Raw genomic sequence first — 25366 nt, 5'->3', positions numbered from 1 at the left:
TGAAGTCAGGGATCAGAACTCCTCCCAGTCGTCATCGGCCACGTCCTCCGGCGCCAAGGCCAGATTGCCGGCGGACCTCGTAGGTCGACCGGCATCCGTCCTGACGTCCTGCCCCGCGCTTCGGCCGAGAGGTGCGAGCTTGGCGACACTTCGCTCTACGGGCGCAGGCGCGTCAGCCGCGCCGTTCTTCGCCTGAACCGCGGCCGGGGCGGTGCTCGAGGCGGACGCACGCGGTCCGCTGCATTGGAAGCGGTTGGTGATCGACACGAGCGAGGTCGCCTCGGTCGTCATCAGCTTCGACGAGGCCATCGTTTCCTCGAACATGGCGACGTTCTTCTGGGTGACCTGGTCGAGCTGGTTCATCGCCGTGTTGATCTCGTCGAGGCCGGTCGACTGCTCGCGCGCCGAGGCGGCGATGCCCGAGACGTGTTCGGCGATGCCGCCGACCGACGCCACGATCTCGGTTAGCGCGTGACCGGCCTTTCCGACCAGCGAGACGCCTTTCTTGACATGCTCGGACGAGGTCGAGATGAGGTCGGTGATCTCGCGCGCGGCTTCCGAGGAGCGCTGCGCGAGCGCGCGGACCTCCGACGCCACAACGGCGAAGCCGCGTCCCGCATCGCCTGCGCGCGCGGCCTCGACGCCTGCGTTGAGGGCAAGAAGGTTGGTCTGGAAGGCGATCTCGTCGATCACGCCGATGATGCGTGAGATCTGTTCCGAGGAGTTGGCGATCTCGCCCATGGCGTCGACGGCCTGCCGGACCACGTCGCCCGAGGTCGCGGCGTTGTCGCGGGCCTCGTCGACGACGTCGTTGGCCTGCTTGGCTCCCGACGCGGCCGAGGCGACCGAGGCGGTCAGCTCCGAGATCGCGGCGGCCGTTTCTTCCAGCGTAGCGGCCTGGCGCTCGGTCCGACGCGACAGGTCGTCGGCCGCGCCGGATACATTGTCGGCCTCCCCGAGGATGGCGTCCGCGCTGGCGAGGATACGGGCGATCGCACCGTCGAGTTCCCCCACCGCGCGATTGAAGTCGCTGCGAAGCGCCTCGTAGTCGCCGGGGAACGCGGCCTCGATGCGGACGCGCAGATTGCCGTCCGACAGCTGGGTCAGCGCACCCTTCAGTTCGGTCATGACGCGCGATTGCTCGGCCACCATGCGCTCGTTCTGTTCGGTCGCCGCGCGAAGCCGCGCCTCGCTCGCGGTGATGTCCTGACCGAGGAGAACGAAACCCGTGAGGCGGCCCGCGGAATCGGTGGTGGGGCTGAGGCTGCCGTCGAGCAGCAGATCGACGGCCCCCATCGTCGTGAGAAACTTCCCGAATATGGCCTTGCCGGACTTGAGCGAGGGCTCGACAGGGCTTCCGTCGGCATTTCGGACGAATTGAGCCAGACGCACGTCCGAAGGCGTCCGTCCGCCGGTCTTCAGCGCGTTTGCCATGCGGTCGCTCATCGCCGAGAGCAGTCCGTCGGCGCCGAAGTCCGCGCGCAACTGCGCCTGTTCCAGCGAGGCGAGGACCGCCGCCGTCTTGCGCTGCTCGGTGACGTCGAGCCATTCGAGCACATAGCCCATCGTGGCGCCGTTCTCGCCCTCGATCCGGTTCAGCACGAGGTTCATCAGAACGCTGCCGATGGTGATGTCGATGTCGATCGGGAAGGACGCTTCGGCCATACGCCTGCGCGGGCCCTCGGGCCTGCGGTGGAACAGATCGGCGTTCATGCCGACGAGGCCGTCGGGATCGAAAGAGGGCACGACCACCCGGAAATCGTCGAGGTTGTTGCGCACCAGGTCGATCATCGCCGTGTTGCAGTGAGTGACGGTCATGTCGGTGTCACAGAGCATCATCGCAGCGGTCGATCCCTGGAAGCCCGCGCCGCGGAACATGGCGTCGACCTTGGCGATCTCGGCCGCGTCCAGCCTCATCCTCAGGGTTTCGAGAGCCGTGGCCGTGTTGCCGATCTCGTCGCCCCGGTCGAGATAGGGCACAGGCGTGGCGAAATCGCCTCGCGCCATGTCGGAGGTCCGCAGGATGATGCGATTCAGCGGGCTGGTCACGATGCGCCGAACGGCCCATGTCCCGAGGGCGGACATGACGAGGGCAATCGCGGCACTGACCGCAATGGCGATCTTGAGGTCGTCCGCAACGGTCGATTCGAGCGCCGCCGGGCTCCACACCACACCGAGGCCGCCGAGAACGGTACGTTCCTTGCCGCCGAAGATGGGGACCGCGACGAGGAGCCCGTCGGGCGAAACGATTTCCTCTCCCGCGTCGGCTGCCTGTCTCGCCAGCGCTTCGATCGCTTCGAGGGCGCTGTCCTTCCCCTGCTGCGCGACGACGGCGCCTTGCGCGACGACGATGGAAAGGGTCGCGAGCGCCGTGCTGTCGATGACGGCTTCCAGTTTTTCCTCGACCTGAGCCAAGTCGCCGAACTTGAGCGGTGCAGCGATCTGCTGCGCCGTGGACTCGGTGACGCTCGCGCCCAGGGACCGCGCCGCCTCCAGGGCGATCTGGCCGCTGGTGCGAAGCGACATGACCGTCAGCGCGGCCGACAGGACCGCGCAGATGCCGACGATGAGGATGAGGCACTTGAGAAAGATCGGCAGCGACGTGCGACGGGCCTGCGGCTTCGACATGGGGACGCGGTCTCCTAGAGGCGGGACGAGAGAGGGGTCAGGCACGGGTCAAAGGAGCGATTCCGCGTCGACGCCGACGGTCATCGCGCCAATCGGGGCCCCGGTGTCCGGATCGACGATCGTGATCGAGATCTGGCCCTGGTAGGTCTGGCTCGACTCGTCGAACTCGACGTCGCCGAAATGCACGGCGTCCGGACCAACGTCATGGGTCTTCTGGAACTTGTCCTCGTCACCCTGCCAATAGTCCGACGTCACCGCCGAGGACGCGACGTTCAGGCCGTGCGCGTCCATGATGAACGCCTCGGTGATGCGCCCGTTCGACTTCGACACCTGTTCGCGCAGGAAGTCGGCGGCGGAGTTGCCGAGGACCGGATCGATGGTCGGCGTCGCGCCGGTACCCACCTCGGCCCGCCAGGTCTGATCCAGCGCGTCGATCCGGGTCTGGTCATAGCCGCCGGTCGCGGCGTTCTGGTTGCGGATCGCGTCGATCAGGACCTGGTTCGACGCCCAGCTCTGGATGCCGTCTTCGAGAAATCCGCGCATCGCGGGTTCGAAATCGTTGGCAAGGGCGGGAATGGCCGTAAGCGCGAGAATCGCGCCGCTGAGTGCAAGTCTGTTCATGGTTGGCTACCCTGGTTGGACAATCACAGGGTTGCGTACTAACGATCCCGCCTTGCGAAACGCTTAACCGCCGAAGGTCATCGTCTCTTCCAGGGGATCGGGCCGGATCACTTTCTGAAGCGCGGGAAGGTCCGGCCGGTCGATGCGTTGCATCAGCGCGCGCGCCAGAAAGCTGCCCGTGCCGGCCACGTCCTCGTGAAAGACGAGGATTTCCTGGCGGAACACCTTCAGGAACGAGATCGCCTCCTTGGACGCGAGATCGATGTCCCGCCCGATGGTGCGGCCCGCGGCCTCGATCGACTGCGTGGCGGCGACGGCCGAGGGCGCCGACGCGGTCATCACGCAGTCCGTGTCGGGATGGAGCGCAAGGTCGGCGGCGACGGCCGCGGCGACGCGGTCCGTCGGGCTGTCGCTTGTGGCGCCCTCCAGAACGCGGGCGGTCATTCCGGCCGACGTCGCCGCTTCGGAGGCGCCTCGCGTCATGTGCTGGGAATAGCTTTGGTCGCCGGGCGGGGCGACGATCAGCATCCGTTTTCGGCCGCGGGCGGCAAAGGTTTCGGCGCAGAGGCGGCCGTAGGTCTCGTTGTCGAAATCGAAGTAGGGATCCTCGCCGCAATCCGCCGTGCGGCCATGCATGACGAAAGGAAACCGCCGTTCGCGGAGGAACTCGATCCGGGTGTCGCGGGGCTGGATGCGGTTCAGGATGACGCCGTCCGCCGAGCCGGTGCGGACGATGTATTCGACGGGCGTGAGAGGCGATTCGTCGGGGAAATAGGGCATCACCACGAGGTGGTAGGGGGTGCCGCGACACTCGCTGGCGACGGCGGTGATGAGCTTCGCGGTGTGGTTCATCACGTCGTGATCGGTCGACAGGACAAGCGCCAGCACGTTGGTCTTTCCGGTGCGCAGTCTGAGGCCGGCCCGGTTCGGGCGATACCCCAGCTCGAGGGCCAGCGCGCGTACACGCTCCTTGGTGCTCTGGCCGATGTCGGGTGCGTTGGAGAGAGCGCGTGACACCGTGGGCACCGCAACACCGGCAAGACGCGCGATGGTCTTGAGCGTCGGCCGCTCGCGCTCGCCCGGCATGAGAAGCGCCTTCTTGTCCGAATCCGTCATCGTCGCCTTCCTGCGCATCCCAGCTTGAAACGCCAGTTTTTTCCGCGCTTGATTTACCATTCTAAAACGATTTAACGTGACCGCAAACGATTTAGGAACAGGGAGGAAAATCCATGAAATCGTTGCGTACCCTTCTGTGTTGCACCGCACTCGTGGCGGGCGGCTCGGCCAATGCGACAGATCTCGAGGTCACCCACTGGTGGACGTCGGGCGGCGAAGCGGCTGCCGTGAGCGAGTTCGCCAAGGCCTTCGACGCCTCCGGCGACAAGTGGATCGACGGCGCCATCGCGGGCGGCGGCGGCACCGCGCGTCCGGTGATGGTCAGCCGAATCATCGGCGGCGACCCCATGGGCGCCTTCCAGTTCAACCACGGCCGCCAGGCCGAGGAACTGATCGAGGCGGGTCTTCTCAAGGACATGACCGCGGTGGCGGAAGCGGAGGGCTGGAAGGACATCGTCAATCCGCCGTCGCTTCTGGATGCCTGCACGCTCGACGGCAAGATCTATTGCGCCCCCGTCAACATCCACTCGTGGCAGTGGCTCTGGTTGTCAAACGCGGCCTTCGAGAAGGCCGGTGTCGCGGTTCCGACCAATTGGGACGAGTTCGTGGCCGCCGGTCCGGCGCTGCGCGAGGCGGGCATCCAGCCGCTGGCGCTCGGTGGGCAGCCCTGGCAGTCCTCGGGCATGTTCAACGTCCTTATGGCGACAGTCGCCGGTCCCGAAGTCCTTCAGACGATCTATGGCGAGGCGGATGCCGAGCTTGCTGCAGGCGACGAGATGAAGGCGGTCTTCTCCGCCGCGGCCGACGCGCGCGAGCTGGCCAAGGGCTCGAACGTCCAGGACTGGAACCAGGCCACCAACCTCGTCATCACCGATCAGGCCGGCGGCCAGATCATGGGTGACTGGGCGCAGGGCGAGTTCGCTGTCGCAGGCGAGGTCGCGGGAGAAGACTATACCTGCCTTCCGGGTCTCGGCGTGCGCGAGATCATCTCGACCGGCGGCGATGCCTTTTACTTCCCGGTCAACGACGACCCGGAAATCAGCGCGGCGCAGGACCGTCTGGCGGCGACGCTGCTGTCCCGCGAGACCCAGGTGAACTTCAACCTGAAGAAGGGCTCGCTTCCGATCCGCGGCGACATCGATCTCGCTGCGGCGAACGACTGCATGAAGAAGGGTCTCGAGATCCTGGCTGCGGGCAACACCATGCCCGACGTGAACCTCCTGAACACCGAGGACACGAACAACCAGCTCAACGACCTCTTCGTGCAGTTCTTCCAGGACGAGTCGATCACGCCCGAGGCCGCTCAGGAGCGCTTCGTCGAGATCGTGCGCAACAAGGACTGATCCGTCAGGGATAGTCCGACGGCGGGGCCGCAGACATGCGGTCCCGCCCAATCAAAAGAAGACGACCGAAGGGGAGGGGACCGCGTGGCATCGGAAGCCAAGAGGCCGATCGGCCTGTTCCGTAACCTGGCGGCCAAGATCGCCGCCATTCCGATGATCCTGACGGCGCTGGTGGTGTTCCTCGGCGGCACGCTCTGGACCGTCACCTATTCGTTCACCAACTCGAAGCTACTGCCGAGGGCCGATTTCGTCGGCTTCGACCAGTACGAGCGCCTCTGGGCGACGGAACGCTGGCAGGTGTCGATCGAGAACCTGATGATCTACGGGCTCTGCAGCCTGGTCTTCAGCTTCATCATCGGCTTCGTCCTCGCCGCACTCATGGACCAGAAGATCCGGTTCGAGAACACCTTCCGGACGATCATCCTCTATCCTTTCGCGCTGTCCTTCATCGTCACCGGCCTCGTCTGGCAGTGGCTTCTGAACCCCGACCTTGGCATCCAGAATGTGATCCGCAGCCTCGGGTTCACCAACTTCGACTTCAACCCGCTGTATAATCCCGACATCGTCATCTACGGCGTCCTGATCGCCGGGCTCTGGCAGGGAACTGGCCTGGTGATGGTCCTGATGCTTGCCGGGTTGAGGGGCATTGATGGGGACATCTGGAAGGCCGCTCGGGTCGACGGCATCCCGATGTGGAAGACCTATCTGTTCATCGTCATCCCGATGATGCGGCCCGTCTTCATCACCACGCTCGTCATCATCGCCAGCGGCATCGTCCGCCTCTACGACCTGATCGTGGCACAGACCTCCGGGGGTCCCGGCATCTCGTCCGAGGTCCCTGCGAAATACGTCTACGATTACATGTTCCAGGGACAGAACCTGGGGCAGGGCTTCGCGGCATCGACCATGATGCTTCTCGCCGTCGCCATCGTCATCATCCCGTGGGCGATGCTCGAATTCGGAGGGAAGAAGCGTGTCTGATCCCGGCATCCTCGCTGTCACGAAGGCCGGCACCGACCCGGTCCGCGCGCAACTCGACGGCCCGTCGGGCACGCGTCCGCGACGGCTGATCTCGCGTCGTAACATATTCCTCTACGGCACGCTCATCCTCGTGTCGCTCTACTACCTCCTGCCGCTCTACGTGATGATCGTGACCTCGCTGAAGGGTATGCCCGAGATCCGCATGGGCAACATCTTCGCGCCGCCCGTCGAGATCACCTTCGAGCCCTGGGTCAAGGCCTGGTCCGAGGCCTGTACCGGCCTCAACTGCGACGGCCTCAGCCGCGGTTTCTGGAATTCGGTGCGGATCACCGTGCCCTCGGTCATCCTGTCCATCGCCATCGCCTCGGTGAACGGTTACGCGCTGGCCAACTGGCGCTTCAAGGGGGCCGACATCTTCTTCACTATCCTGATCTTCGGGGCCTTCATCCCCTATCAGGTGATGCTCTACCCCATCGTGATCCTGCTGCGCGAGATGGGCCTCTACGGAACTCTCTGGGGCCTCGTGCTCGTCCACTCGGTCTTCGGAATGCCGATCCTGACGCTTCTCTTCCGCAACTACTTCACCTCGTTGCCCGAGGAGCTGTTCAAGGCGGCGCGCGTCGACGGGGCGGGATTCTGGGGCATCTACTTCCAGATCATGCTGCCGATGTCGCTGCCGATCTTCGTGGTGGCGATGATCCTGCAGGTCACCGGCATCTGGAACGACTTCCTGTTCGGCGTCGTCTACACCAAGCCCGAGTATTATCCGATGACGGTTCAGCTGAACAACATCGTCAACTCGGTGCAGGGCGTGAAGGAATACAACGTCAACATGGCCGCGACGATCCTGACCGGCCTTGTCCCACTCGTCATCTATTTCGTATCTGGCCGCCTCTTCGTCCGAGGCATCGCGGCCGGCGCCGTGAAAGGGTAGCAACCATGACCGACGCCAACCGGAAGTCCGTCGAGATCAAGAATCTGGACCTCAACTTCGGCGCCGTGAAGGTGCTGCGGAACCTGAACCTCGACGTCTACGAGGGCGAATTCCTCGTGCTGCTCGGCTCCTCCGGCTGCGGCAAGTCCACGCTTCTGAACTGCATCGCCGGGCTCCTCGAGATCACGGAAGGCCAGATATGGATCAAGGGCACGAACGTGACCTGGGCCGAGCCCTCTGCTCGCGGGATCGGCATGGTGTTCCAGTCCTACGCGCTTTACCCGCAGATGACGGTCGAGGGGAACATGAGCTTCGGCCTGAAGAACGCGCGGGTGCCGAAGCCGCAGATCAAGGAACGCGTGGCCCGCGCGGCGGAAGTCCTTCAGATCGAACCCCTCCTGAAGCGCAAGCCCTCGGCCTTGTCGGGCGGCCAACGCCAGCGGGTCGCCATCGGGCGGGCGCTGGTGCGCGACGTCGACGTCTTCCTTTTCGACGAGCCGTTGTCGAACCTCGACGCGAAACTTCGCGCGGACCTCAGGGTGGAGCTGAAGCAGCTTCACCACCGGCTGAAGAACACGATGATCTACGTCACGCACGATCAGGTCGAGGCGATGACGCTCGCCAGCCGCATCGCGATCATGAAGGACGGCATGATCCAGCAGCTGGCCTCGCCCGAGGAGATCTATTCCCGGCCCGCGAACCTCTATGTCGCCGACTTCATCGGCTCTCCGGCAATGAACCTCGTCAAGGGCACCGTTTCGGGCAACCGCTTCACCTCGGGCGCGCTTTCAATCCCGCTCGACGGCTACGACTTCACTCGCCCCGCAAAGGGCGAGGCATGGTTCGGCATCCGGCCCGAGCATATTCTCGTCGGCGATGACGCAAGGACCGGCGACGCCGTTCTCGACCTCGAGGCCGAGGTGGTCGAACCGCTTGGTTCGGACACTCTGATCCTCACCTCCCTCAACGGGGGGCGCTTCTGGCTGCGCACCGACGGGCAGACGCGGATTCGCAGTGGCGACCACATCACCGTCGGGCTACGCACGGCCGACGCCTCGCTCTTCGATACGGGCGATGAAGCCCGGCTTTGACACACCCACCCAAGGACTCCGATCCCGTGACCCAGTATTCCTACCAGCTCTACTCGTCCCGCAATTTCGGACCCATGTCCGATACCCTCGCGATGATCGCGAACCTCGGATATGCGCGCGTCGAGGGCTACGGCGCGCTCTATGCGAACCTCAAGAACCTCGACGGCCTGAAAGCGGACCTCGAGAAGAACAACCTGCACATGAAGAGCGGGCACTTCAGCCTCGACATGGTCGCAACCGACCCGAAGACGGTCCTGGACATCGCGCGCACGCTGAAGATCACCGACATTTATGTCCCGCACCTGGCCGAGCCCGACCGTCCGACCAACGCCGACGGCTGGCGCGCCTTCGGGCGTCGGCTGGCCGACGCCGGCAAGCCGATCGTGGATGCCGGCCACTGCTTCGGCTGGCACAACCACGCTTTCGAATTCACCGCCCTCGACGACGGCAGCTTTCCGATCGAAGCGATCCTCGACGGCGGGCCGGACCTGTCGTTCGAATTCGACGTGGCCTGGGCCGTGCGCGGCGACCAGGACCCGCTTCCCTGGATCCAGCGCTATGCCGACCGGATCTCCGCCGCCCACGTCAAGGACATCGCACCCAAGGGCGAGAATGCCGACGAGGATGGCTGGGCCGATGTCGGCACGGGGACGATGGACTGGCGGGGGATCATGCTGGCCCTTCAGAACATCGGCGTCGACCTCTTCGTTGCCGAGCACGACAACCCCTCGGACGACGCCCGCTTCGCGCGGCGCTCGCTCGACTTCCTGAAATCCCTCTGAGGAGAACAGACCCATGACCCTGGGCGTCGGCATCATCGGATGCGGCAACATCTCGGCGGCCTACCTGCGCCTCGCCCCCCTGTTCCGGGGGATCGAGGTGCGCGCGGTGGCCGATCTCAGCGCGGCGGCGGCAGAGGCACGCGCGACGGAATTCGGCGTCAGGGCCGAGACCGTCGAGGGCCTCCTGGCGGCGAAGGACATCGACATCGTCGTCAACCTGACCATTCCGGCGGCGCACTTCGCCGTCTCGAAGGCGATCCTCGAGGCGGGCAAGCACGTCTATTCCGAAAAGCCCTTCGTCCTGTCGCTGGAAGAAGGCGCGGACCTGAAGCACATCGCGGACACCAACGGTCTGCGCATCGGCTCGGCGCCCGATACCTTCCTTGGCGGCGCGCACCAGCAGGCCCGCGCCCTGATCGACGACGGCACCGTGGGGCAGGTCACAAGCGGCACGGCCTTCGTCATGTCGCACGGGATGGAGCACTGGCATCCCAACCCCGACTTCTTCTTCCTGCCGGGCGCCGGTCCGGTTCTCGACATCGGGCCCTACTACGTCACGAACCTGATCCAGCTTCTGGGGCCCGTGAAACGTGTCGTGGCGCTGACCTCGACGCCGTCGAAGACCCGCACGATCTCCTCCGATCCGAGGAAGGGCGAGACGATCCCGGTCGAGACGCCGACCACGATCCACGCGCTTCTCGACTTCGCCAGCGGCGCGGTCATCACGATGGCGACGAGCTGGGACGTCTGGGGACATGGGCACAAGCCGATGGAGCTTTACGGCACGGAGGCCTCGCTCGACGTCCCCGATCCGAACTTCTTCGGCGGTGACCTGATCCTGACCGAGGGCCGCGCGCCCGCGCGCAAGGTCGAGCCTTGGGATCACCCTTTCGGGAAGGCGAACCAGGACGTCCGCGCCAACTATCGCACCGCGGGACTCGCCGACATGGCCATCGCCATCGCCGAGCATCGGCCGCACCGCTGCTCGATGGAGCTTGCGCTGCACGCGGTCGAAGTCATGACGGGCATCCTCAAATCGGGCGAGACTGGCAGCTTCGTCAAGATGACGACGACCTGTTCGCGTCCGGCCGCGCTGGACCCGGCCGCCGCGCGCGACCTGCTTGCGTGACGGCAAGGCGGGCGGCGCAAGCCGCCCGCGCCACGGAGGCCCAGCCATGATCCGCAACCCGATCCTCCCCGGCTTCCACGCGGATCCTTCGATCTGCCGCGTCGGCGATACCTTCTACATCGCCACCTCGACCTTCGAGTGGTATCCCGGCGTCCGCATCCACCGCTCGACCGACCTGGCCAACTGGGAGTTTGCGGCCGCCCCACTGGACCGTGCGGCGCTTCTCGACATGCGCGGCAATCCGGACTCGGGGGGCATCTGGGCGCCTTGCCTGTCCCATGCCGACGGGCTGTTCTGGCTGGTCTACACCGACGTCAAGCGGCTTGATGGGGCGTTCAAGGACGCGCACAACTATATCACCTGCGCCGAACGGATCGAAGGACCGTGGCGCGACCCGTGGTATGTCAATTCCTCGGGCTTCGACCCGTCGCTGTTCCATGACGAGGACGGGCGCAAGTGGTTCGTCAACATGCGCTGGAACCACCGCGGCAAGGGCACGGGCGGGAACCCGAAGCACGCCAGCTTCGACGGCATCCTCCTGCAGGAATGGTCGCCGAGCCAGGGGCTTACGGGCGAATGTTCTAGTATATATGACGGCACCGACCGCGGTTTGACCGAAGCGCCACACCTGTTCAGGCGAAACGGATGGTACTATTTGACGACGGCCGAGGGCGGTACGGGCTATGGCCACGCGGTGACGATGGCACGCTCGCGCGACATCCGCGGACCCTACGAGACGCATCCGGACAAGTTCCTCCTCTCAGCCGCCGACGCTCCGGACCACCCGATCCAGCGGACCGGACACGGGCAGTACGTCGAGGGTCCGGACGGTACGCTCTGGCACACCTTCCTGATGGGGCGTCCGATCGCGGGACCGGACGGGCAGGGGCGGTTCTGCCCCCTCGGCCGCGAGACGGGCATCGAGAAGGTGGTCTGGGGCGACGACGACTGGCTTTATCTCGAAGGCGGCGGCCTCCTTGTCCGCGAGGAGGTGCCACATGACGCCGACAGCCCGCTGCCGCAGCCATCGGCCTATGACTTCGCCGAGGGTCTCCATCACGACTTCCAGTGGCTGCGCCATCCGCATCCCGACAGGCTGTTCCGGACGGGGCTGGACGGCCTGACCCTGATCGGGCGCGAGAGCATCGGAAGCTGGTTCGAACAATCCCTCGTCGCCCGCCGGCAGCAGCACCTGGCCTATCGGGCCGAGACGACGCTCGACGTGATGCCCGGCGACTACCAACACGCCGCCGGGCTGACGACATATTACAACCGGCACAAGTTCCACGCTCTTCTCGTCACCCACGAGCCGGGGATGGGCCGCGTCCTGACGATTCAGAGCTGCCCCGGCAACTGGCCCGACTGCGCGCTCGAGCATCCGCTCGACGCTCCCGTCCCCCTGGCCGAGGGCCCGGTGGACCTGGCCGTCGAGGTCGATCACGCGACCCAGCAGTTCTACTGGCGGCAAGGCGGCGACTGGCAGGCCATAGGCCCCGTCCTGAACGCCGCCGTCATCTCGGACGAGGGCGGACGGGGCGAGCACGCGTCCTTCACTGGGGCCTTCGTTGGCCTTGTCGCCTACGACACCTCGGGTCAGGCGCGCGAGGCGAGGTTCGACCGATTCTCGTATGTGCCCGCATGACCTCGTTGGTTCGCATCTACGACCTGGCGACGGACGCGACGGAGACCGTCTTCGAGACCGACCGTTTGATCGAGGCGCCAAACTGGACGCCGGACGGGACGGCGCTGATCGTCAACGGTGACGGCCTCCTGTTTCGACTCCCGCTCGACGCGCCCCGGCTCGACCGGATCGATACGGGAGACCTGAGCCAGCTCAACAACGACCACGGGCTGTCGCCGGACGGCACGCGCCTCGCCATCAGCGACAAGACGCGGAACGGCATGAGCGAGATCTACACGCTTTCCGTCTCGGGCGGATCGCCCGAAGCGCTCGGCGCGCCACTGCCGGCCTATTGGCACGGATGGTCGCCCGACGGTGCAGCGCTGGCCTATGCCGGTCGGCGGGACGGCATCTTTCAGATCTGCACCATGCCTGCGTCGGGTGGTGACGAGACAATTGTCACCGGCGGCTTCGACCATTGCGACGGCCCGGACTACACGCCGGACGGCCGCTGGATCTGGTTCAACGGCGAGAAAGACGGCTCGGTCGACCTCTGGCGCATCCCGGTCTCGGGCGGCGCGCCCGAAAGAATGACCGACGACGAGCGCGTGAACTGGTTCCCGCATCCCTCGCCCGACGGCGCGCATGTGCTTTACGTCGCCTTCGAAGCGGGGACCGAAGGTCATCCGCGGGACCGCGACGTGGAGCTTCGCCTGATACCGGCGGAGGGCGGCGCGCCCCGGACACTTCTGTCGCTCTTCGGCGGGCAAGGGACGATCAACGTGCCCTGCTGGTCGCCGGACGCCCGCCGCTTCGCCTTCGTGAGCTATGCAAGGCCGTGACGACGCGCTAGCGTTCGGGCCATGAGCGACCCCTTCTTCCAGCCCGTATCGGGCTTCGTGCTGCCGCGCTATGCGGGCGTGCCGACCTTCATGCGGCTTCCGCTGGTGACGCCCGACCACCCAAGATTTTCGGAGGTCGAGATCGGGCTGGTCGGCGCGCCCTGGGACGCAGGCACCACGAACCGTCCGGGTCCTCGCCACGGGCCGCGCCAGATGCGCGACGCCTCGACGATGATCCGGGCCGAGCATCCCGTGTCGGGCACCCGGCCCTTCGAACGCGCGAATTGCGCCGACGTCGGCGACATCGGCCCGAACCCTGCCAGCATGCCGGACACGTTGGAGCGGTTCACGTCCTTCTACAAGACATTGAAATCGCAAGGGATACGCCCGCTGACCATCGGCGGAGATCACCTCTGCTCGCTGCCTATCCTGCGCGGGATCGCGGCGGACGAGCCTCTGGGCATGATCCACTTCGACAGCCACACCGACCTCTACCACAGCTACTTCGGCGGCGAGATGTACACCCACGGCACGCCCTTCCGCCGGGCGGTCGAGGAGGGGCTTCTGGACCCGAAGCGCGTCATCCAGATCGGCATTCGCGGATCCATGTATGGCCGGGAGGATCTGGATTTCGCCAAAAGCGTCGGCATTCGCATCGTCCGGATCGAGGAATTCTTCGCCCGCGGTGTGGCTGACGTCATGGCCGAAGCTGTCGAGGTCGTGGGCGACCGTCCCTGCTATGTCAGCTACGACATCGACTTCGTCGACCCCGCCTTCGCGCCGGGGACGGGAACGCCGGAAGTCGGCGGACCGACGAGTTTTCAGGCGCTGGAGGTGTGCCGCCATCTGGCCGGCCTCGACATTCGGGGCGCCGACCTCGTCGAGGTGTCGCCGCCTTTCGATCCTTCTGGCGCCACGGCCTATCTGGGCGCGAACATCCTCTTCGAACTCCTCTGCGCCATGGTGTGACGGCGAGGGGCGCTGCCCCTCGCGCTCCCCGAAGTATTTGAAGGTCGATGGAGGATCAGGCCGAGCAGCTTGCCCCGCCGAGGACGCAGAACTTGGCACAGTGCGGATGGTTGAGCCGCACCGGACGCTCGGCCTCGGCCAGCGTCCGTCCCAACTCGAAATCGCGTTCGTACGGCAGGAGAGTGCAGGATACGACGGTCGGCGTCGCGGCTCCCTTGCGCTTGACCACCATCCGAGACGAGGCGCACATGACGCTGTCGGGCGACTTGTGAAGGATGCCCCAGCACGCTGTGGTGATCTCGGGGACGTCGACGGTTTCGTCCATCTCGGGGAAGAGAACCGTCCGGCCCGGGTTCAGGGCGTCGATGGCGAACCCTTCGGCGCGATAGAGCGCGTCATAGCCCGCGCGCGCCTCGGCCTCGCTTTCGCCCCAGACGGTGCGGCCCGCGACGGTCATGGCGATGCCTTCGTCCCGCAGCCAGCGCATCCCTTCGAGCGATCGCTCGAAGCTGCCCGTGCCCCGTTCCGCGTCGTGATGCCGCGCCGACCAGTGGTCGAGCGACACCCTCAGCGTCAGGCGGCCGGGGAAGCGGGTATGCAGATCCACAAGCCCGTCGCGCAAGCGCCGCCGCATCATGGGCTGCATGGCGTTCGTCAGGATCAGGACCTCGTAGCCCGCAAGAAGGGATGCCTCGGTCATCCCGATGATCTCGGGGTTCATGAAGGGCTCGCCGCCGGTGAAGCCGATCTCCCTCAGCGACCAGCCACGCGACCGGGCCTGGGCGAGATAGTCCTCGACCTCGGCACGGGTCATGTACACCAGCGCGTCGTTCGTGGGAGAGCTTTCGATGTAGCAGGACAGGCACTCGATGTTGCAGAGGGTGCCGGTGTTGAACCAGAGCGTGTCCGGATTGGTCAGGGCTACCTCGGCGCGCGTTTCGCCCCTGGCTGTCCGAAGGGGATCGGAAAACTTCTGCAGTCCCTCGGGGCCGTTGACGTCCTTCATTCGGTTCAGTCCTCCTTCACTTGCAATTGCCTAGAATGCCGCGACTTTGTCCGAAAGAAAAAGAGTGCGGACGCCACGAAGATGTGATGACCATGGGCCCGGCTGGACTTCGGGACCGCGACGCGCTATCCGCGCGGGCAAATGGCTTGTTAGCGGTAACACCATGAGCGGAGAGGAATAGGCGATGGTCTCGCGCGTCATCCCCGTCGAGGATTTCGACCTCGTCATCTTCGGCGGCACCGGCGATCTTGCCCGCCGCAAGATTCTGCCCGCCCTGTTCCGGCGTTTCCAGGCCGGCCAGATGACGCCCGAGAGCCGCATCGTCGGCGCGGCGCGGTCCGAGATGGACAGCGCGGGCTATCGCAAGGACGTGCGCGCGGCGCTGGAGGAGTTTCTCGACAAGGACCGCCCAAAAGCCGAGATCGACGATTTCCTCGAGCGCATCGACTATGTCGCGGTCGACGCGACAGGCGACGGCGGATGGGACGAGCTGTCGAAGCTCTTGCGCAAGGGCGTCACGCGCGCCTTCTATTTCTCGGTCGCGCCCTCGCTGTTCGGCGCCCTGGCCGAGCGTCTGCACCAGCACGGCTGCGCGGGTCCGAAATGCCGGATCGTGGTCGAGAAGCCCTTCGGCCGCGACCTTCACAGCGCGCGGGAACTGAACAAGACGCTGAGAGATCATTTCTCGGAGAACCAGATTTATCGCATCGATCACTACCTGGGCAAGGAAACGGTCCAGAACCTGATGGCCGTGCGCTTCGGCAACGTGCTGTTCGAGCCGCTGTGGAATGCCCATTACGTCGATCACGTTCAGATCACCGTGGCCGAAAGCGTGGGCGTCGACGGGCGCGGAGCCTATTACGACAAGTCGGGCGCCATGCGGGACATGGTGCAGAACCACCTGATGCAACTTCTGTGCCTGACCGCAATGGAGCCGCCGGCGCGGTTCAGCCCGGATGCCGTGCGCGACGAGAAGCTCAAGGTGATCCGCGCGCTCGAGGCCGTGCCGCCCGCCGACATCGTGCGGGGTCAGTACGTTTCGAAGTCGAAGGGCGAAAGCTACCTCGACCAGGTCGAGGATCCGGGCAGCCGCACGGAAAGTTTCGTCGCGATGAAGCTCCAGGTCTCGAACTGGAGGTGGGCGGGCACGCCCTTCTACCTGCGCACCGGCAAGCGCCTGAAGGCGCGGCACACCGAGATCGCGGTCATCTTCAAGGACGCGCCGCATTCGATCTTCGGCCAGTCGCTCGGCCGTCACCGGAACGTGCTGGCGATCCGGCTGCAGCCGAACGAGGGCATGGACCTGTTCGTCACGATCAAGGAACCGGGACCGGGCGGCATGCGTCTGGTCGACGTGCCGCTCGACATGACCTTCGCCGATGCGCTCGGCCCCGATGCGGCGGACGTGCCCGATGCCTATGAGCGGCTTATCATGGACGTGATCCGGGGCGACCAGACGCTGTTCATGCGCGGCGACGAGGTCGAGGCGGCCTGGGCATGGACAGATCCGATCATCGAGGGGTGGGAAGACACGGGCGACCGTCCCAAGACCTACGAGGTCGACTCGACCGGTCCCGAAGAAGCCGCAATGCTGTTGCACCGCGAAGGCCGCCGCTGGCGCGAAATCGCGAACTGAGGAGACGGGCATGGACTGGACACGCCTGACGAAAGCCGCAGAAGAGGCCGCGCGGACGCCGATCCTCGACCGCTTCGACCGGCCCGACCGCGCTCGCACCTTCTCGGTTACCGCTGGCGATCTGCTGTTCGACTATTCGAAGACCGCCATGGACGACGCCGGCCGCGCGATTCTCGTCAAGATGTACGACGAGGCCGGCGTGGCGGCGCGGCGCGAGGCGATGTTCACGGGAGCGAAGATCAACGAGACCGAGGGCAGGGCGGTCCTGCACACAGCTCTTCGCGCGCAGCACGGCGCCGAGGTCATGGTCGACGGACAGGACGTCACCAAGGGCGTGCGAGACACGCTCGGCCGGATGGACGTCTTCGCCGAGGAGGTGCGCTCGGGCGCCCTGACCGCACCGGGCGGCGCGCGCTTCACCGACGTGGTCAACATCGGCATCGGCGGATCGGACCTGGGGCCCGCGATGGCGACGCTGGCGCTGGCGCCCTATCACGACGGACCCCGCATCCACTACGTCTCGAACGTGGACGGCGCGCACATCAACGACACGCTTGTGGCGCTCGACCCCGCCTCGACGCTTGTGATCGTCGCTTCGAAGACCTTCACCACCATCGAGACGATGACCAACGCCGAAACCGCGCGCCGCTGGATCGCGAACGGCGTGGGCGACGCGGATGTTGGCGGCCACTTCGCGGCGCTGTCGTCGGCGCTGGAGAAGACGGCGGCCTTCGGGATCGACGCCGAGCGTGTCTTCGGCTTCGAAGACTGGGTCGGCGGGCGCTATTCGATATGGGGTCCGATCGGGCTCGCCCTCGAGATCGCCGTGGGACGCGACGCTTTCCACGCCTTCCTGTCGGGAGGCGAGGCGATGGACCGGCACTTCCGCGCGGCTTCCCCGCTCGAGAACATGCCGGTCATGCTCGCGCTGACGGGTCTCTGGCACAACCAGGGCCTGGGATATGCCACGCGGGCTGTCCTGCCATATGAGCAGCGGCTGGTGCGGCTTCCGGCCTATCTCCAGCAGCTCGAGATGGAATCGAACGGCAAGGGCGTCTCGATGGATGGCGAAAGCCTGACCGTCGCGTCGGGGCCGGTCGTCTGGGGCGAGCCCGGCACCAACGGGCAGCATGCGTTCTATCAGCTCATCCACCAGGGCACGCGGGTGGTCCCCTGCGAGTTCATGGTCGGGGCCGAGGGTCACGAGCCCGAGCTTGCCCACCAGCATGTGCTTCTGATCGCCAATTGCCTCGCGCAGTCCGAGGCGCTGATGCGCGGGCGAACGCTGGACGAGGCGAGGGCGATGTTGGAGGGGAAGTTCGAGGACGACGAGCTGGAGCGGCAGGCCCGCCACCGCGTCTTTCCCGGCAACCGGCCATCCACGACGCTTGTCTATCCCAAGCTGACGCCCTTCGTGCTGGGCCAGTTGATCGCGCTATACGAGCATCGGGTGTTCGTCGAGGGCGCGATGCTGGGGATCAATTCGTTCGATCAGTGGGGCGTCGAGTTGGGCAAGGAACTGGCGAAGGCGCTGGAGCCCGTCGTGTCGGGCAAGGAGGGCGCCGAAGGCAAGGACGGCTCGACCGCTCAACTTGTGGGGTACGTTCGCCGTTACGCGGGATGATTTATCGCCAGGCGGCGATACAGCAGGCCGCAGCCAACATTCCGATCTGTCCGCCGCCGGCATAGCCCAGGAACGTCATGGTGGCAGAAGCGCCCGCGATGGCCAAATAGAGCGCGGAACCCGTCGCGAAAAGAAACCCGCTTCCGAGAATGAATGTGACTGGGCGACCGTTGCTCATTTCGACACCATTTCCAGTTAGGTCGTGAGGGCCTCTCGGCCGAAGCTGTTGTGTCCCGCCCGACGCGGTGTGAGGGCGCGTCGGGCGGGATGGTTCGGCCCAGGGGTAAAGGACCGAACCGGGGGGCACCTCTCAGGCCTGCCGGGCCAGGGAGGTCAGTAGGTCGCGCGGTTGATGAAGGTCGAACTCTTCATGCCGAGGCGGATGGCGCCATCGCCGCCGCCGCACCGCGAGGTCTTCAGCCAGACCTGCGAGTAGTCGAGGTCGAGACCAGGGTTGGTCTTGACGCCCAGCATCGGGCAGGCCTTGCCGCTTGGCTTGATGTCGTTCACGCGGCCAAGCAGAATGCCGTCCGAGGACACCACGGGCCTTCCCAGGAAGGCTTTCACCATGACCAGCGGCAGGCCGTTGCCAAGCCCGTCGGGGTTGCCGTTCGGCTGGCTTCCGGGGGTGTTGGAGGGCCCGTTGGTGCCGGTCCCGGGGTTGGTTCCGGGGTTCGTCCCACCGCCCGAGCCGCCGCCGTAGCTGCCGCCCCCAAGCCCGACAGAGGCATCGACGCCCAGTCCCGAGGTCGAACCGCCGCTGCCGACGCTGGCGTCGACGTCGGCGAGGCTGCCGTGTCCGACCGAGGCCGAGACGTTGGCGTCGATGCCGCCGACGCTGGCTCCCACGCTCACGTCAAGCGCGTGAAGCGGCATCGTCAGGCAGAGTGCGGCGATACAGGCCGTTGAGAAAATCCTTTTCATGCGAGTCACCTTTCCAGAGTGCATAAGTGGGGTTGCGGTCCCGTTCGTCTTTTCTCCCGGCATCGGCGTGGAAATTATCCAACCGCTGCCTTCCAATCACAATGGACCGGAATTGCGGTCAAAAGCGGTCCGTAACATTTGAAAGATGATTGGCAATTGCAATTGGTTCGAGGCTTTGACCAATTTCCGCTTGTTGGCGCAGTCAATCACATTGTCTGGAAATCGAAGGAAAAAGCGGCCCCTGTCTCGTAACAGCGACGGCGGACTCGCATTACCTGAGGTAGCGGCGGCGGCAGCCGATACTCACATTCGAGCAGTAGAATTCACAAGTGGGTGAACACAAAAAACGTCGGGCGAAGCCACTGTTTCCGAACCGTAATTGTGTTCACGGGACTGTGTCTGGAATGGGGCGCCAGCAACCGAATGAAACCTGAAGTTGATTCGTGAGGCTGGAGCGGGTGAAGGGAATCGAACCCTCGTCTTAAGCTTGGGAAGCTCCTGCTCTACCATTGAGCTACACCCGCGACGGACCTGACCTAAGCCAAGCTCAGAAGCCGGTCAAGTCTCAGCCGCGCCGCCTGCGCCTGCGGCCGCCCTCTCCGTCACCGCCGGTATTGAAGGACACGTCCGGGAGGGTGACGATGGCCTCGAGGTTCGGGAATGCGTCGACCGCGTTCGGGATCGCCGAGGCATTGACGAAATGCTCCTGGAAGCGCGGTTCGATGGCCGTCTCGATCTTGCGGATATCGCGCACCGTCGCTTCGATCTCGGCCCGCGCCTCGCGGTTCAGAAGCGCGATCCGCGCCCCGGTCCCGGCCGCGTTTCCGGCCGACGACACCTTGTCGAGCGGGCAATCCGGGATCATTCCGAGGATCATCGCGTGCTTGGGCGATATGTGGGCGCCGAAGGCACCGGCCAGGACGATGCGATCCACGGTATCGACACCGCGCTTGTCCATCAGCAGACGCGCGCCGGAATAGAGCGCGGCCTTCGCCATCTGGATCTCGCGGATGTCCTTGTTGGTCACCACGATCTCGCGCCCGAGATCGTCGGCGTCGCGCACGCGGTAGCTGTGGGTGCGCCCGTCCGGGAAGCAGCGGTCCGTCCCCGTCTGCTCGGCCGATCCGATCAGGCCCGACGCGTCTAGAATGCCCGCCATGCGCATCTCGGCCACCATCTCGATGATGCCCGAGCCGCAGATGCCGGTGACGCCCGTCGTGGCGATGGCCAGGTCGAAACCATCCTCGTTCGACCAGAGGTCCGAGCCGATCACCTTGTAGCGCGGCTCTTTCGTGGCGGGGTCGATCTCGACGCGTTCGATCGCTCCCGGCGCGGCGCGCTGGCCCGACGAGATCTGCGCGCCCTCGAAGGCGGGTCCCGTGGGCGACGAACAGGCCATCACGCCGCCCGCCGCGTCGCCGAGCTGGATCTCGGCGTTCGTGCCGACGTCGACGACAAGGACGAGGTCGCGGGACTTCTCCGGCGCCTCGGACAGCGTGACGGCGGCGGCGTCCGCGCCCACATGGCCCGCGATGCAAGGCAGAAGATAGACCGACGCCTCGGGGTGAAGGTCGAGCGACACCTCGGGCGCGCGCAGCGTCATCGCCGCCGAGGTGGCAAGCGCGAAGGGGGCCTGACCCAGCTCGTAGGGGTCGATGCCCAGAAAGAGGTGGTGCATGACCGGGTTGCAGACGAGGACCGCGTCGAGGATGTCGCGCGGCACGGCTCCGACCTCTGCGGTGAGTTCGGCAATCAGGCGATTCATGCCCTCGCGCACCGCGCGCGTCATCTCGTCCGCGCCGCCTGCGTTCATCATCGAATAGCTGACCCGGCTCATCAGGTCCTCGCCGAAGCGGATCTGCGGGTTCATGATGCCGGAGGAGGCGACGACCGCCCCGCTCGCGAGGTCGCAGAGGTGACCCGCGATGGTGGTCGAGCCAAGGTCGACGGCCAGTCCCAGAAGCGGGCCGTCATGGAAGCCCGGCCAGACCTTCAGGATGCGGGGTGCCGCACCTTCGGACGACTGGAAGACCGCGCAGGTCACTTTCCACTCGCCTTTGCGCAGGATCGGCTGGAGACCGTGCATGACCGTCAGTCCCGCCGTAGCGCCCGGCAGCGACCACTGCTCGGCCAGCGCCGCCGCCAGCCGCTCGAGGTCGCCCGAGGGCTCGTGCATGTCGGGTTCCTCGACCTCGACGTAGTACAGCCGGACCGCCGGGCTCATGACGATCTCGCGGGCTTCGGCGCGCTTGCGGACAACCTGCTTGTGGACCTGGCTTTCGGGCGGCACGTCCAGCACGACATCGGACTGCACCCGCGCCTGGCAGCCAAGCCGGCGCCCTTCGGGCAGCCCGCGCTTTTCGTCATAGCGCGCCTCGACGGCGTTCCAGGGCGACAGCGCGTCTTCGGCCACGGTGACGTTGTGCTTGGGAAAGCTGCCCGTGCCCGGACTCACCTGGCACTTGGAGCAGATGCCGCGCCCGCCGCAGACAGAATCGAGATCGACGCCCAGCTTGCGCGCGGCCTCGAGCACGGTCGTGCCGACCGGGACGCGCCCGCGCTTGCCCGAGGGCGTGAAGATGACCAGTGCCGTCTCGTCCATGAATGCCCGCTCCTTCGGGGCGTCACCCTAGCGCCGGGCGCGGCGGGGAAAACCCCCGCCCGAACCCTTTCGCATCAGGCACGGCGGCGCCGTCCGCTGCGTCCGCCGATCTGCGAGGTCTGCTGCGCTAGGCTCGCCGCGGGAAACTCCATGCCCTCGGCGACGGCGTCGAGCACGCGACCGAAGCGGATCCACTCCGCGCCATGAGGATCGTGGTTCATCAGCAGGTTCGCGGCCCGGATGGCCTCCATCTCGACGGGGCGGATCGGGTTCATGATGGCGCTCGTCATGCCGGCGCCGATGGCCATCGTCAGGAAGGCTGCGTTGATCCCGTGGCGGTGCGGCATTGCGAACGAGATGTTCGACGCGCCGCAGGTCGTGTTGACGCCCAGTTCCTCGCGCAGACGCTTGATGAGCGCGAAGACGGATGTTCCCGCGATGTTCTTGGCGCCGATCGGCATGACGAGGGGATCGACGATGATGTCATGCGCAGGGATGCCGTAGTCGGCGGCGTGCTGGACGATCTTCTTCGCCACCGCGAAACGCACGTCGGGATCGTCCGAGATGCCGGTCTCGTCGTTCGAGATCGCCACGACCGGCACGTTGTACTTCTTGACGAGCGGCAGCACGGCTTCAAGACGCTCCTCCTCGCCGGTGACCGAGTTCACGAGCGGACGACCTTTCGCCGTCTCGAGCCCCGCCTTCAGTGCGCCCGGAACCGAGCTGTCGATGCAGAGCGGGCAGTCGGTGACGCCCTGTACCGTCTCGATTAGCTTCCGCATCAGGTCGGGCTCGACGAAGTTATTGTCGGCATAGCGCGGATCCTCGGCCATCTTGTTCGAGAACACTGCGCCCGAGTTGATATCCAGGACCATCGCGCCACAGGCGACCTGGTCGATGGCGTCCCGCTCGACCGTCGAGAAGTCGCCGGCTTCCAGTTCGAGGTTCAGCTTCTTGCGGCCCGTGGGGTTGATGCGTTCGCCGATCACGCAGAAGGGCGCGTCGAAGCCGATCACGGTGGATTTGGTCTGGGATTCTAGAACCGTGCGGGTCATAGGGTCGCTCCTTCGGGGATGGCGATGTGATCGGAAAGGGTCGGGTCGGTGAAGTCCCGTATGGCATGGATCGCGCCGAGGTCGAGAAGCGCCTCGGGCGTAAGGCTGGTGGCGACGCCGATGACGCGCAGGTCTGCGGCACGGGCCGAGGCGACGCCCGAGGCGCTGTCCTCGAACGCCACCGCCTCGTCGGCGCGAACGCCGAGAAGGTCGAGCGCGCGCAGATAGAGATCGGGCGCGGGCTTGCCGTGGACAACTTCGTCGGACGACACGCGGTGCCGGAAGTGTCCGCCAAGCGAAAGCCGCTCCAGCACCGTGTCGAGGTTCGCGCGGCAGGCGTTCGTCACGACGGCCAGCGGCAGGGCGGATAGCGTTTCCAGATAGGCCCGAGCGCCCTTGACCATCGGAAACTCCGCCGTGACACGCTCGCGGAAAGCGGCTTCCTTGCCGGCATCCATCTCGTCCGCGTCGTGGTTCGGCAGAAGCTCGGCGAAGATCTCGCGGTTCAGGCGACCGTGAATACGGCGCGTGTAGTCGGCCTCGGTGATGTCGAGGCCCCGCGCGCCGAGAAATTCGATGAAGACGGCCGCATGCACGGGATCGCTGTCGATCAGCGTCCCGTCCATGTCGAAGAGGATCGCGCGTGGCGTCACGCCGTGGCCCGCGCGGCGGGCACGGCGCCCTTCGAGGCCGTCCACTCGGCCGCGGCCTTGATCCCGCCGAGCGGGAAGATGTGGACGTTGGTGATTGCGAAGTCGGGGTGCGACGCCTTGTGGTGCGCCAGCTCCGTCACGATCTCGTCGGGTTCGTAGGGGAGGAGCAGCTTCGTGACGTCCATCGCGCGCTTCTGCAGAACGCGCAGCGACGGCCCCACGCCGCAGGCGACGGCGAACTTGATGAGCGTCTGAAGCTTCGCCGGACCGGCGATCCCGATATGGATCGGCAGGCCGATGCCCGCGTCGCGGACCGCGTCGGCCCAGGCGATGACCGGGTCGGCCTCGAAGGCGAACTGGGTGACGATGGCCATCTCGGCGTCGGTGCGCGCAGCGAAGTCGTTCTTCCACTTCATCGCCGTCTCGACGTTCAGGGTGGTGCCGTCGGGGTCGATGTCCTTGTTGCCCTCGGGGTGGCCTGCGACGTGAAGCCGCGTGAAGCCCGCCTTGTCGAAAAGCCCGGTCTCGAGAAGGTGGATCGAGCTTTCGAAGACGCCGCGCGGTTCGGCCACGCCGCCGGCAAGGATCAGGCCCTGCGTGACGCCCGCCTCGCCCTGGTAGCGCGCGATCCAGTCGCCCAGCATCTGCGCATTGTCGATGATCCGCGCCGGGAAGTGCGGCATCACCTGGAAGCCGTCGGCGGCGAGACGCTTCGCCGTCGCCACCATGTCCTCGATCGGGGTGCCGTCGATATGGGCGATGTAGACGCGGGTGCTTTCGGGCAGGAGGGCGCGGAAATCCTCGACCTTCTCGGCGGTGCGCGGCATCACCTCGATCGAGAAGTCCCGCAGGAACGTCTCGACACGCCGGTCGCCGGTGCGGGGGGCCTCGGTCTTTTTGCGGAAGTTCAGCAGTGACATCAACGATTTCCCTATGTCGCGGGGCGTCAGGCCCATCCGTCGTTCTCGATCAGCGCCCTGAGGCGGTCGTCCGTATAGTCGCGGTCCAATCTCTCGGCGGTCGCGCGCGCGACTTCATCGTCGGCGCCGTCCGCCTCGCCCGAGGCAACCTTGCGCCACTCCGATAGATAGGCGTCCGTGTCCCTCGCGCCCACCTTCATCGCCGCCCGGTCGATCGCCTGCTCGAAGCGCTCGGGCAGGGGCGCCTTGGCGCCCCGCCGGCCCTTGCCGACGATGACCTGCGCGGGAATGTCCCGCCAGTAGACGATGGTGACCTCGGCCATCCGGCACTCCTCTCGGTGGCGACAGCTCTATCCGGCTTCCCCCGCGTTCCGATGCAATAATTCGACCTGTCGCGCAACCTTAGCGACGTCGCATCCGACGCGGCGCAGGGGCCGCCGCGACATGCCGGGCCATTGCTTGTCATTCGGCGGGCTCTTAAGTAGGGTCCGCCAACTTCGGGGGCAGGGCGCTGGCCGCCCGCGTCGCCCACAAACGAACAACGACAAGGATCCAGCTCTCCATGTTCGTCACCCCTGCCTATGCCCAGGCGGCCGGAGGAGCGGGACCGTCGCTTCTCGCGCAGCTCCCCTTCTTCGTCGCCATCTTCGCGATCTTCTACTTCCTTCTGATCCGTCCGCAGCAGAAGAAGCTGAAGGAGCACAACGCGATGGTCGAGGCCCTGCGCCGTGGCGACCAGGTCGTTACCCAGGGCGGCCTTGTCGGCAAGGTCACCAAGGTCCGCGAGGACGGCGAAGTCGAGATCGAGATCGCTCCCGGCGTCAACGTCCGCGTCATCAAGCACACGATCCAGACAGTCCGTTCCAGGACCGAGCCGGCGAAATAGGGG

22 protein-coding genes and 1 tRNA gene are annotated in these 25366 nt (G+C 65.9%); 12 read left to right on the top strand and 11 right to left on the bottom strand.

Going from position 1 to position 25366, the window contains the following annotated elements; all coding sequences use genetic code 11:
• Positions 1–12: 12 nt before the first annotated feature.
• The 3 genes from EF888_RS11985 to EF888_RS11975 form a co-directional block, all read right to left on the bottom strand.
• On the bottom strand, positions 13–2628 hold the full coding sequence (locus EF888_RS11985) for a methyl-accepting chemotaxis protein (protein ID WP_109758368.1): 2616 nt from the start codon (positions 2626–2628) through the stop codon (positions 13–15).
• 48 nt (positions 2629–2676) lie between these two features.
• Entirely contained in the window at positions 2677–3249 is a 573-nt protein-coding gene (locus tag EF888_RS11980) for a hypothetical protein (RefSeq protein WP_109758369.1), read from the bottom strand.
• Positions 3250–3312: 63 nt separating this feature from the next.
• Positions 3313–4365 (bottom strand): LacI family transcriptional regulator, encoded by a 1053-nt coding sequence (locus EF888_RS11975; RefSeq protein ID WP_109758370.1) that lies wholly within the window; start codon positions 4363–4365, stop codon positions 3313–3315.
• A 113-nt stretch (positions 4366–4478) separates the two neighbouring features.
• Between EF888_RS11975 and EF888_RS11970 the strand changes: the two genes are divergently transcribed.
• From EF888_RS11970 to speB, 9 genes are all read left to right on the top strand, one after another.
• Positions 4479–5708 (top strand): ABC transporter substrate-binding protein, encoded by a 1230-nt coding sequence (locus EF888_RS11970; protein ID WP_109758371.1) that lies wholly within the window; start codon positions 4479–4481, stop codon positions 5706–5708.
• 153 nt (positions 5709–5861) lie between these two features.
• The gene (locus EF888_RS11965; RefSeq protein ID WP_206508511.1) at positions 5862–6689 is read left to right on the top strand and encodes a carbohydrate ABC transporter permease; all 828 of its coding nucleotides are present in this window, start codon (positions 5862–5864) and stop codon (positions 6687–6689) included.
• Positions 6682–7623: a carbohydrate ABC transporter permease gene (locus EF888_RS11960; protein ID WP_164721673.1), complete on the top strand. Its 942-nt coding sequence runs from the start codon at positions 6682–6684 to the stop codon at positions 7621–7623. The genes EF888_RS11965 and EF888_RS11960 overlap by 8 nt, the downstream gene beginning before the upstream one ends.
• 5 nt (positions 7624–7628) lie before the next feature.
• Complete coding sequence (locus tag EF888_RS11955) at positions 7629–8714, top strand: ABC transporter ATP-binding protein (RefSeq protein ID WP_109758373.1); 1086 nt, start codon at positions 7629–7631, stop codon at positions 8712–8714.
• 26 nt (positions 8715–8740) lie between these two features.
• Positions 8741–9496 (top strand): sugar phosphate isomerase/epimerase family protein, encoded by a 756-nt coding sequence (locus EF888_RS11950; protein WP_109758374.1) that lies wholly within the window; start codon positions 8741–8743, stop codon positions 9494–9496.
• A gap of 13 nt (positions 9497–9509) precedes the next feature.
• Positions 9510–10625, top strand: a complete 1116-nt coding sequence (locus EF888_RS11945; RefSeq protein ID WP_109758375.1) for a Gfo/Idh/MocA family protein — start codon at positions 9510–9512, stop codon at positions 10623–10625.
• A 46-nt stretch (positions 10626–10671) separates the two neighbouring features.
• Entirely contained in the window at positions 10672–12267 is a 1596-nt protein-coding gene (locus EF888_RS11940; protein WP_109758376.1) for a glycoside hydrolase family 43 protein, read from the top strand.
• Positions 12264–13088: a TolB family protein gene (locus tag EF888_RS11935; RefSeq protein WP_109758377.1), complete on the top strand. Its 825-nt coding sequence runs from the start codon at positions 12264–12266 to the stop codon at positions 13086–13088. The genes EF888_RS11940 and EF888_RS11935 overlap by 4 nt, the downstream gene beginning before the upstream one ends.
• Positions 13089–13109: 21 nt before the next feature.
• On the top strand, positions 13110–14057 hold the full coding sequence (speB, locus tag EF888_RS11930; RefSeq protein ID WP_109758378.1) for an agmatinase: 948 nt from the start codon (positions 13110–13112) through the stop codon (positions 14055–14057).
• 55 nt (positions 14058–14112) lie between these two features.
• Here the strand turns inward: speB and EF888_RS11925 are convergent, their stop codons facing one another.
• Entirely contained in the window at positions 14113–15063 is a 951-nt protein-coding gene (locus tag EF888_RS11925; RefSeq protein WP_109758379.1) for a radical SAM protein, read from the bottom strand.
• A gap of 184 nt (positions 15064–15247) precedes the next feature.
• Here EF888_RS11925 and zwf point away from each other — a divergent pair, with 184 nt between their 5' ends.
• Both zwf and pgi read left to right on the top strand, forming a co-directional pair.
• A complete protein-coding gene (zwf, locus tag EF888_RS11920; RefSeq protein WP_109758380.1) occupies positions 15248–16699 on the top strand; it encodes a glucose-6-phosphate dehydrogenase in 1452 nt (483 codons plus the stop codon).
• A 10-nt stretch (positions 16700–16709) separates the two neighbouring features.
• Positions 16710–18323, top strand: coding sequence for a glucose-6-phosphate isomerase (gene pgi / locus EF888_RS11915; RefSeq protein WP_109758381.1), 1614 nt, complete (start codon positions 16710–16712; stop codon positions 18321–18323).
• Positions 18324–18656: 333 nt separating this feature from the next.
• On the opposite strand, the gene EF888_RS11910 is transcribed toward pgi, so the two are convergent.
• The 7 genes from EF888_RS11910 to EF888_RS11880 form a co-directional block, all read right to left on the bottom strand.
• Positions 18657–19247 (bottom strand): hypothetical protein, encoded by a 591-nt coding sequence (locus tag EF888_RS11910; protein WP_109758382.1) that lies wholly within the window; start codon positions 19245–19247, stop codon positions 18657–18659.
• Between the two features lie 450 nt (positions 19248–19697).
• Positions 19698–19771, bottom strand: a tRNA-Gly gene (locus EF888_RS11905).
• Between the two features lie 41 nt (positions 19772–19812).
• Positions 19813–21849 (bottom strand): ASKHA domain-containing protein, encoded by a 2037-nt coding sequence (locus EF888_RS11900; protein ID WP_109758383.1) that lies wholly within the window; start codon positions 21847–21849, stop codon positions 19813–19815.
• A gap of 74 nt (positions 21850–21923) precedes the next feature.
• A complete protein-coding gene (locus EF888_RS11895; RefSeq protein ID WP_109758384.1) occupies positions 21924–22904 on the bottom strand; it encodes a methyltetrahydrofolate cobalamin methyltransferase in 981 nt (326 codons plus the stop codon).
• Complete coding sequence (locus EF888_RS11890) at positions 22901–23602, bottom strand: HAD family hydrolase (protein ID WP_109758385.1); 702 nt, start codon at positions 23600–23602, stop codon at positions 22901–22903. The genes EF888_RS11895 and EF888_RS11890 overlap by 4 nt, the downstream gene beginning before the upstream one ends.
• Positions 23554–24477 carry a methylenetetrahydrofolate reductase gene (locus tag EF888_RS11885; protein ID WP_109758545.1) on the bottom strand — a complete coding sequence of 308 codons (924 nt, stop codon included), beginning with the start codon at positions 24475–24477 and terminating at the stop codon, positions 23554–23556. The genes EF888_RS11890 and EF888_RS11885 overlap by 49 nt, the downstream gene beginning before the upstream one ends.
• 26 nt (positions 24478–24503) lie before the next feature.
• Entirely contained in the window at positions 24504–24800 is a 297-nt protein-coding gene (locus tag EF888_RS11880; protein ID WP_109758386.1) for a virulence factor, read from the bottom strand.
• A 239-nt stretch (positions 24801–25039) separates the two neighbouring features.
• Between EF888_RS11880 and yajC the strand changes: the two genes are divergently transcribed.
• Positions 25040–25363, top strand: a complete 324-nt coding sequence (gene yajC, locus EF888_RS11870) for a preprotein translocase subunit YajC (RefSeq protein WP_109758387.1) — start codon at positions 25040–25042, stop codon at positions 25361–25363.
• The last annotated feature ends 3 nt before the right edge of the window (positions 25364–25366 follow it).

The organism is Silicimonas algicola (genome assembly GCF_003970735.1).
Lineage (GTDB): Bacteria > Pseudomonadota > Alphaproteobacteria > Rhodobacterales > Rhodobacteraceae > Silicimonas > Silicimonas algicola.
This window is presented reverse-complemented; position numbering and strand designations above follow the sequence as displayed.

Coding starts and splice junctions, on each gene's coding strand:
- EF888_RS11880 (WP_109758386.1), bottom strand. CDS start 24,800: ATGGCCGAGGTCACCATCGTCTACTGGCGGGACATTCCCGCGCAGGTC.
- yajC (WP_109758387.1), top strand. CDS start 25,040: ATGTTCGTCACCCCTGCCTATGCCCAGGCGGCCGGAGGAGCGGGACCG.
- EF888_RS11895 (WP_109758384.1), bottom strand. CDS start 22,904: ATGACCCGCACGGTTCTAGAATCCCAGACCAAATCCACCGTGATCGGC.
- pgi (WP_109758381.1), top strand. CDS start 16,710: ATGGACTGGACACGCCTGACGAAAGCCGCAGAAGAGGCCGCGCGGACG.
- EF888_RS11885 (WP_109758545.1), bottom strand. CDS start 24,477: ATGTCACTGCTGAACTTCCGCAAAAAGACCGAGGCCCCCCGCACCGGC.
- EF888_RS11910 (WP_109758382.1), bottom strand. CDS start 19,247: ATGAAAAGGATTTTCTCAACGGCCTGTATCGCCGCACTCTGCCTGACG.
- EF888_RS11975 (WP_109758370.1), bottom strand. CDS start 4,365: ATGACGGATTCGGACAAGAAGGCGCTTCTCATGCCGGGCGAGCGCGAG.
- EF888_RS11970 (WP_109758371.1), top strand. CDS start 4,479: ATGAAATCGTTGCGTACCCTTCTGTGTTGCACCGCACTCGTGGCGGGC.
- EF888_RS11940 (WP_109758376.1), top strand. CDS start 10,672: ATGATCCGCAACCCGATCCTCCCCGGCTTCCACGCGGATCCTTCGATC.
- zwf (WP_109758380.1), top strand. CDS start 15,248: ATGGTCTCGCGCGTCATCCCCGTCGAGGATTTCGACCTCGTCATCTTC.
- EF888_RS11925 (WP_109758379.1), bottom strand. CDS start 15,063: ATGAAGGACGTCAACGGCCCCGAGGGACTGCAGAAGTTTTCCGATCCC.
- speB (WP_109758378.1), top strand. CDS start 13,110: ATGAGCGACCCCTTCTTCCAGCCCGTATCGGGCTTCGTGCTGCCGCGC.
- EF888_RS11985 (WP_109758368.1), bottom strand. CDS start 2,628: ATGTCGAAGCCGCAGGCCCGTCGCACGTCGCTGCCGATCTTTCTCAAG.
- EF888_RS11965 (WP_206508511.1), top strand. CDS start 5,862: ATGATCCTGACGGCGCTGGTGGTGTTCCTCGGCGGCACGCTCTGGACC.
- EF888_RS11945 (WP_109758375.1), top strand. CDS start 9,510: ATGACCCTGGGCGTCGGCATCATCGGATGCGGCAACATCTCGGCGGCC.
- EF888_RS11955 (WP_109758373.1), top strand. CDS start 7,629: ATGACCGACGCCAACCGGAAGTCCGTCGAGATCAAGAATCTGGACCTC.
- EF888_RS11935 (WP_109758377.1), top strand. CDS start 12,264: ATGACCTCGTTGGTTCGCATCTACGACCTGGCGACGGACGCGACGGAG.
- EF888_RS11900 (WP_109758383.1), bottom strand. CDS start 21,849: ATGGACGAGACGGCACTGGTCATCTTCACGCCCTCGGGCAAGCGCGGG.
- EF888_RS11980 (WP_109758369.1), bottom strand. CDS start 3,249: ATGAACAGACTTGCACTCAGCGGCGCGATTCTCGCGCTTACGGCCATT.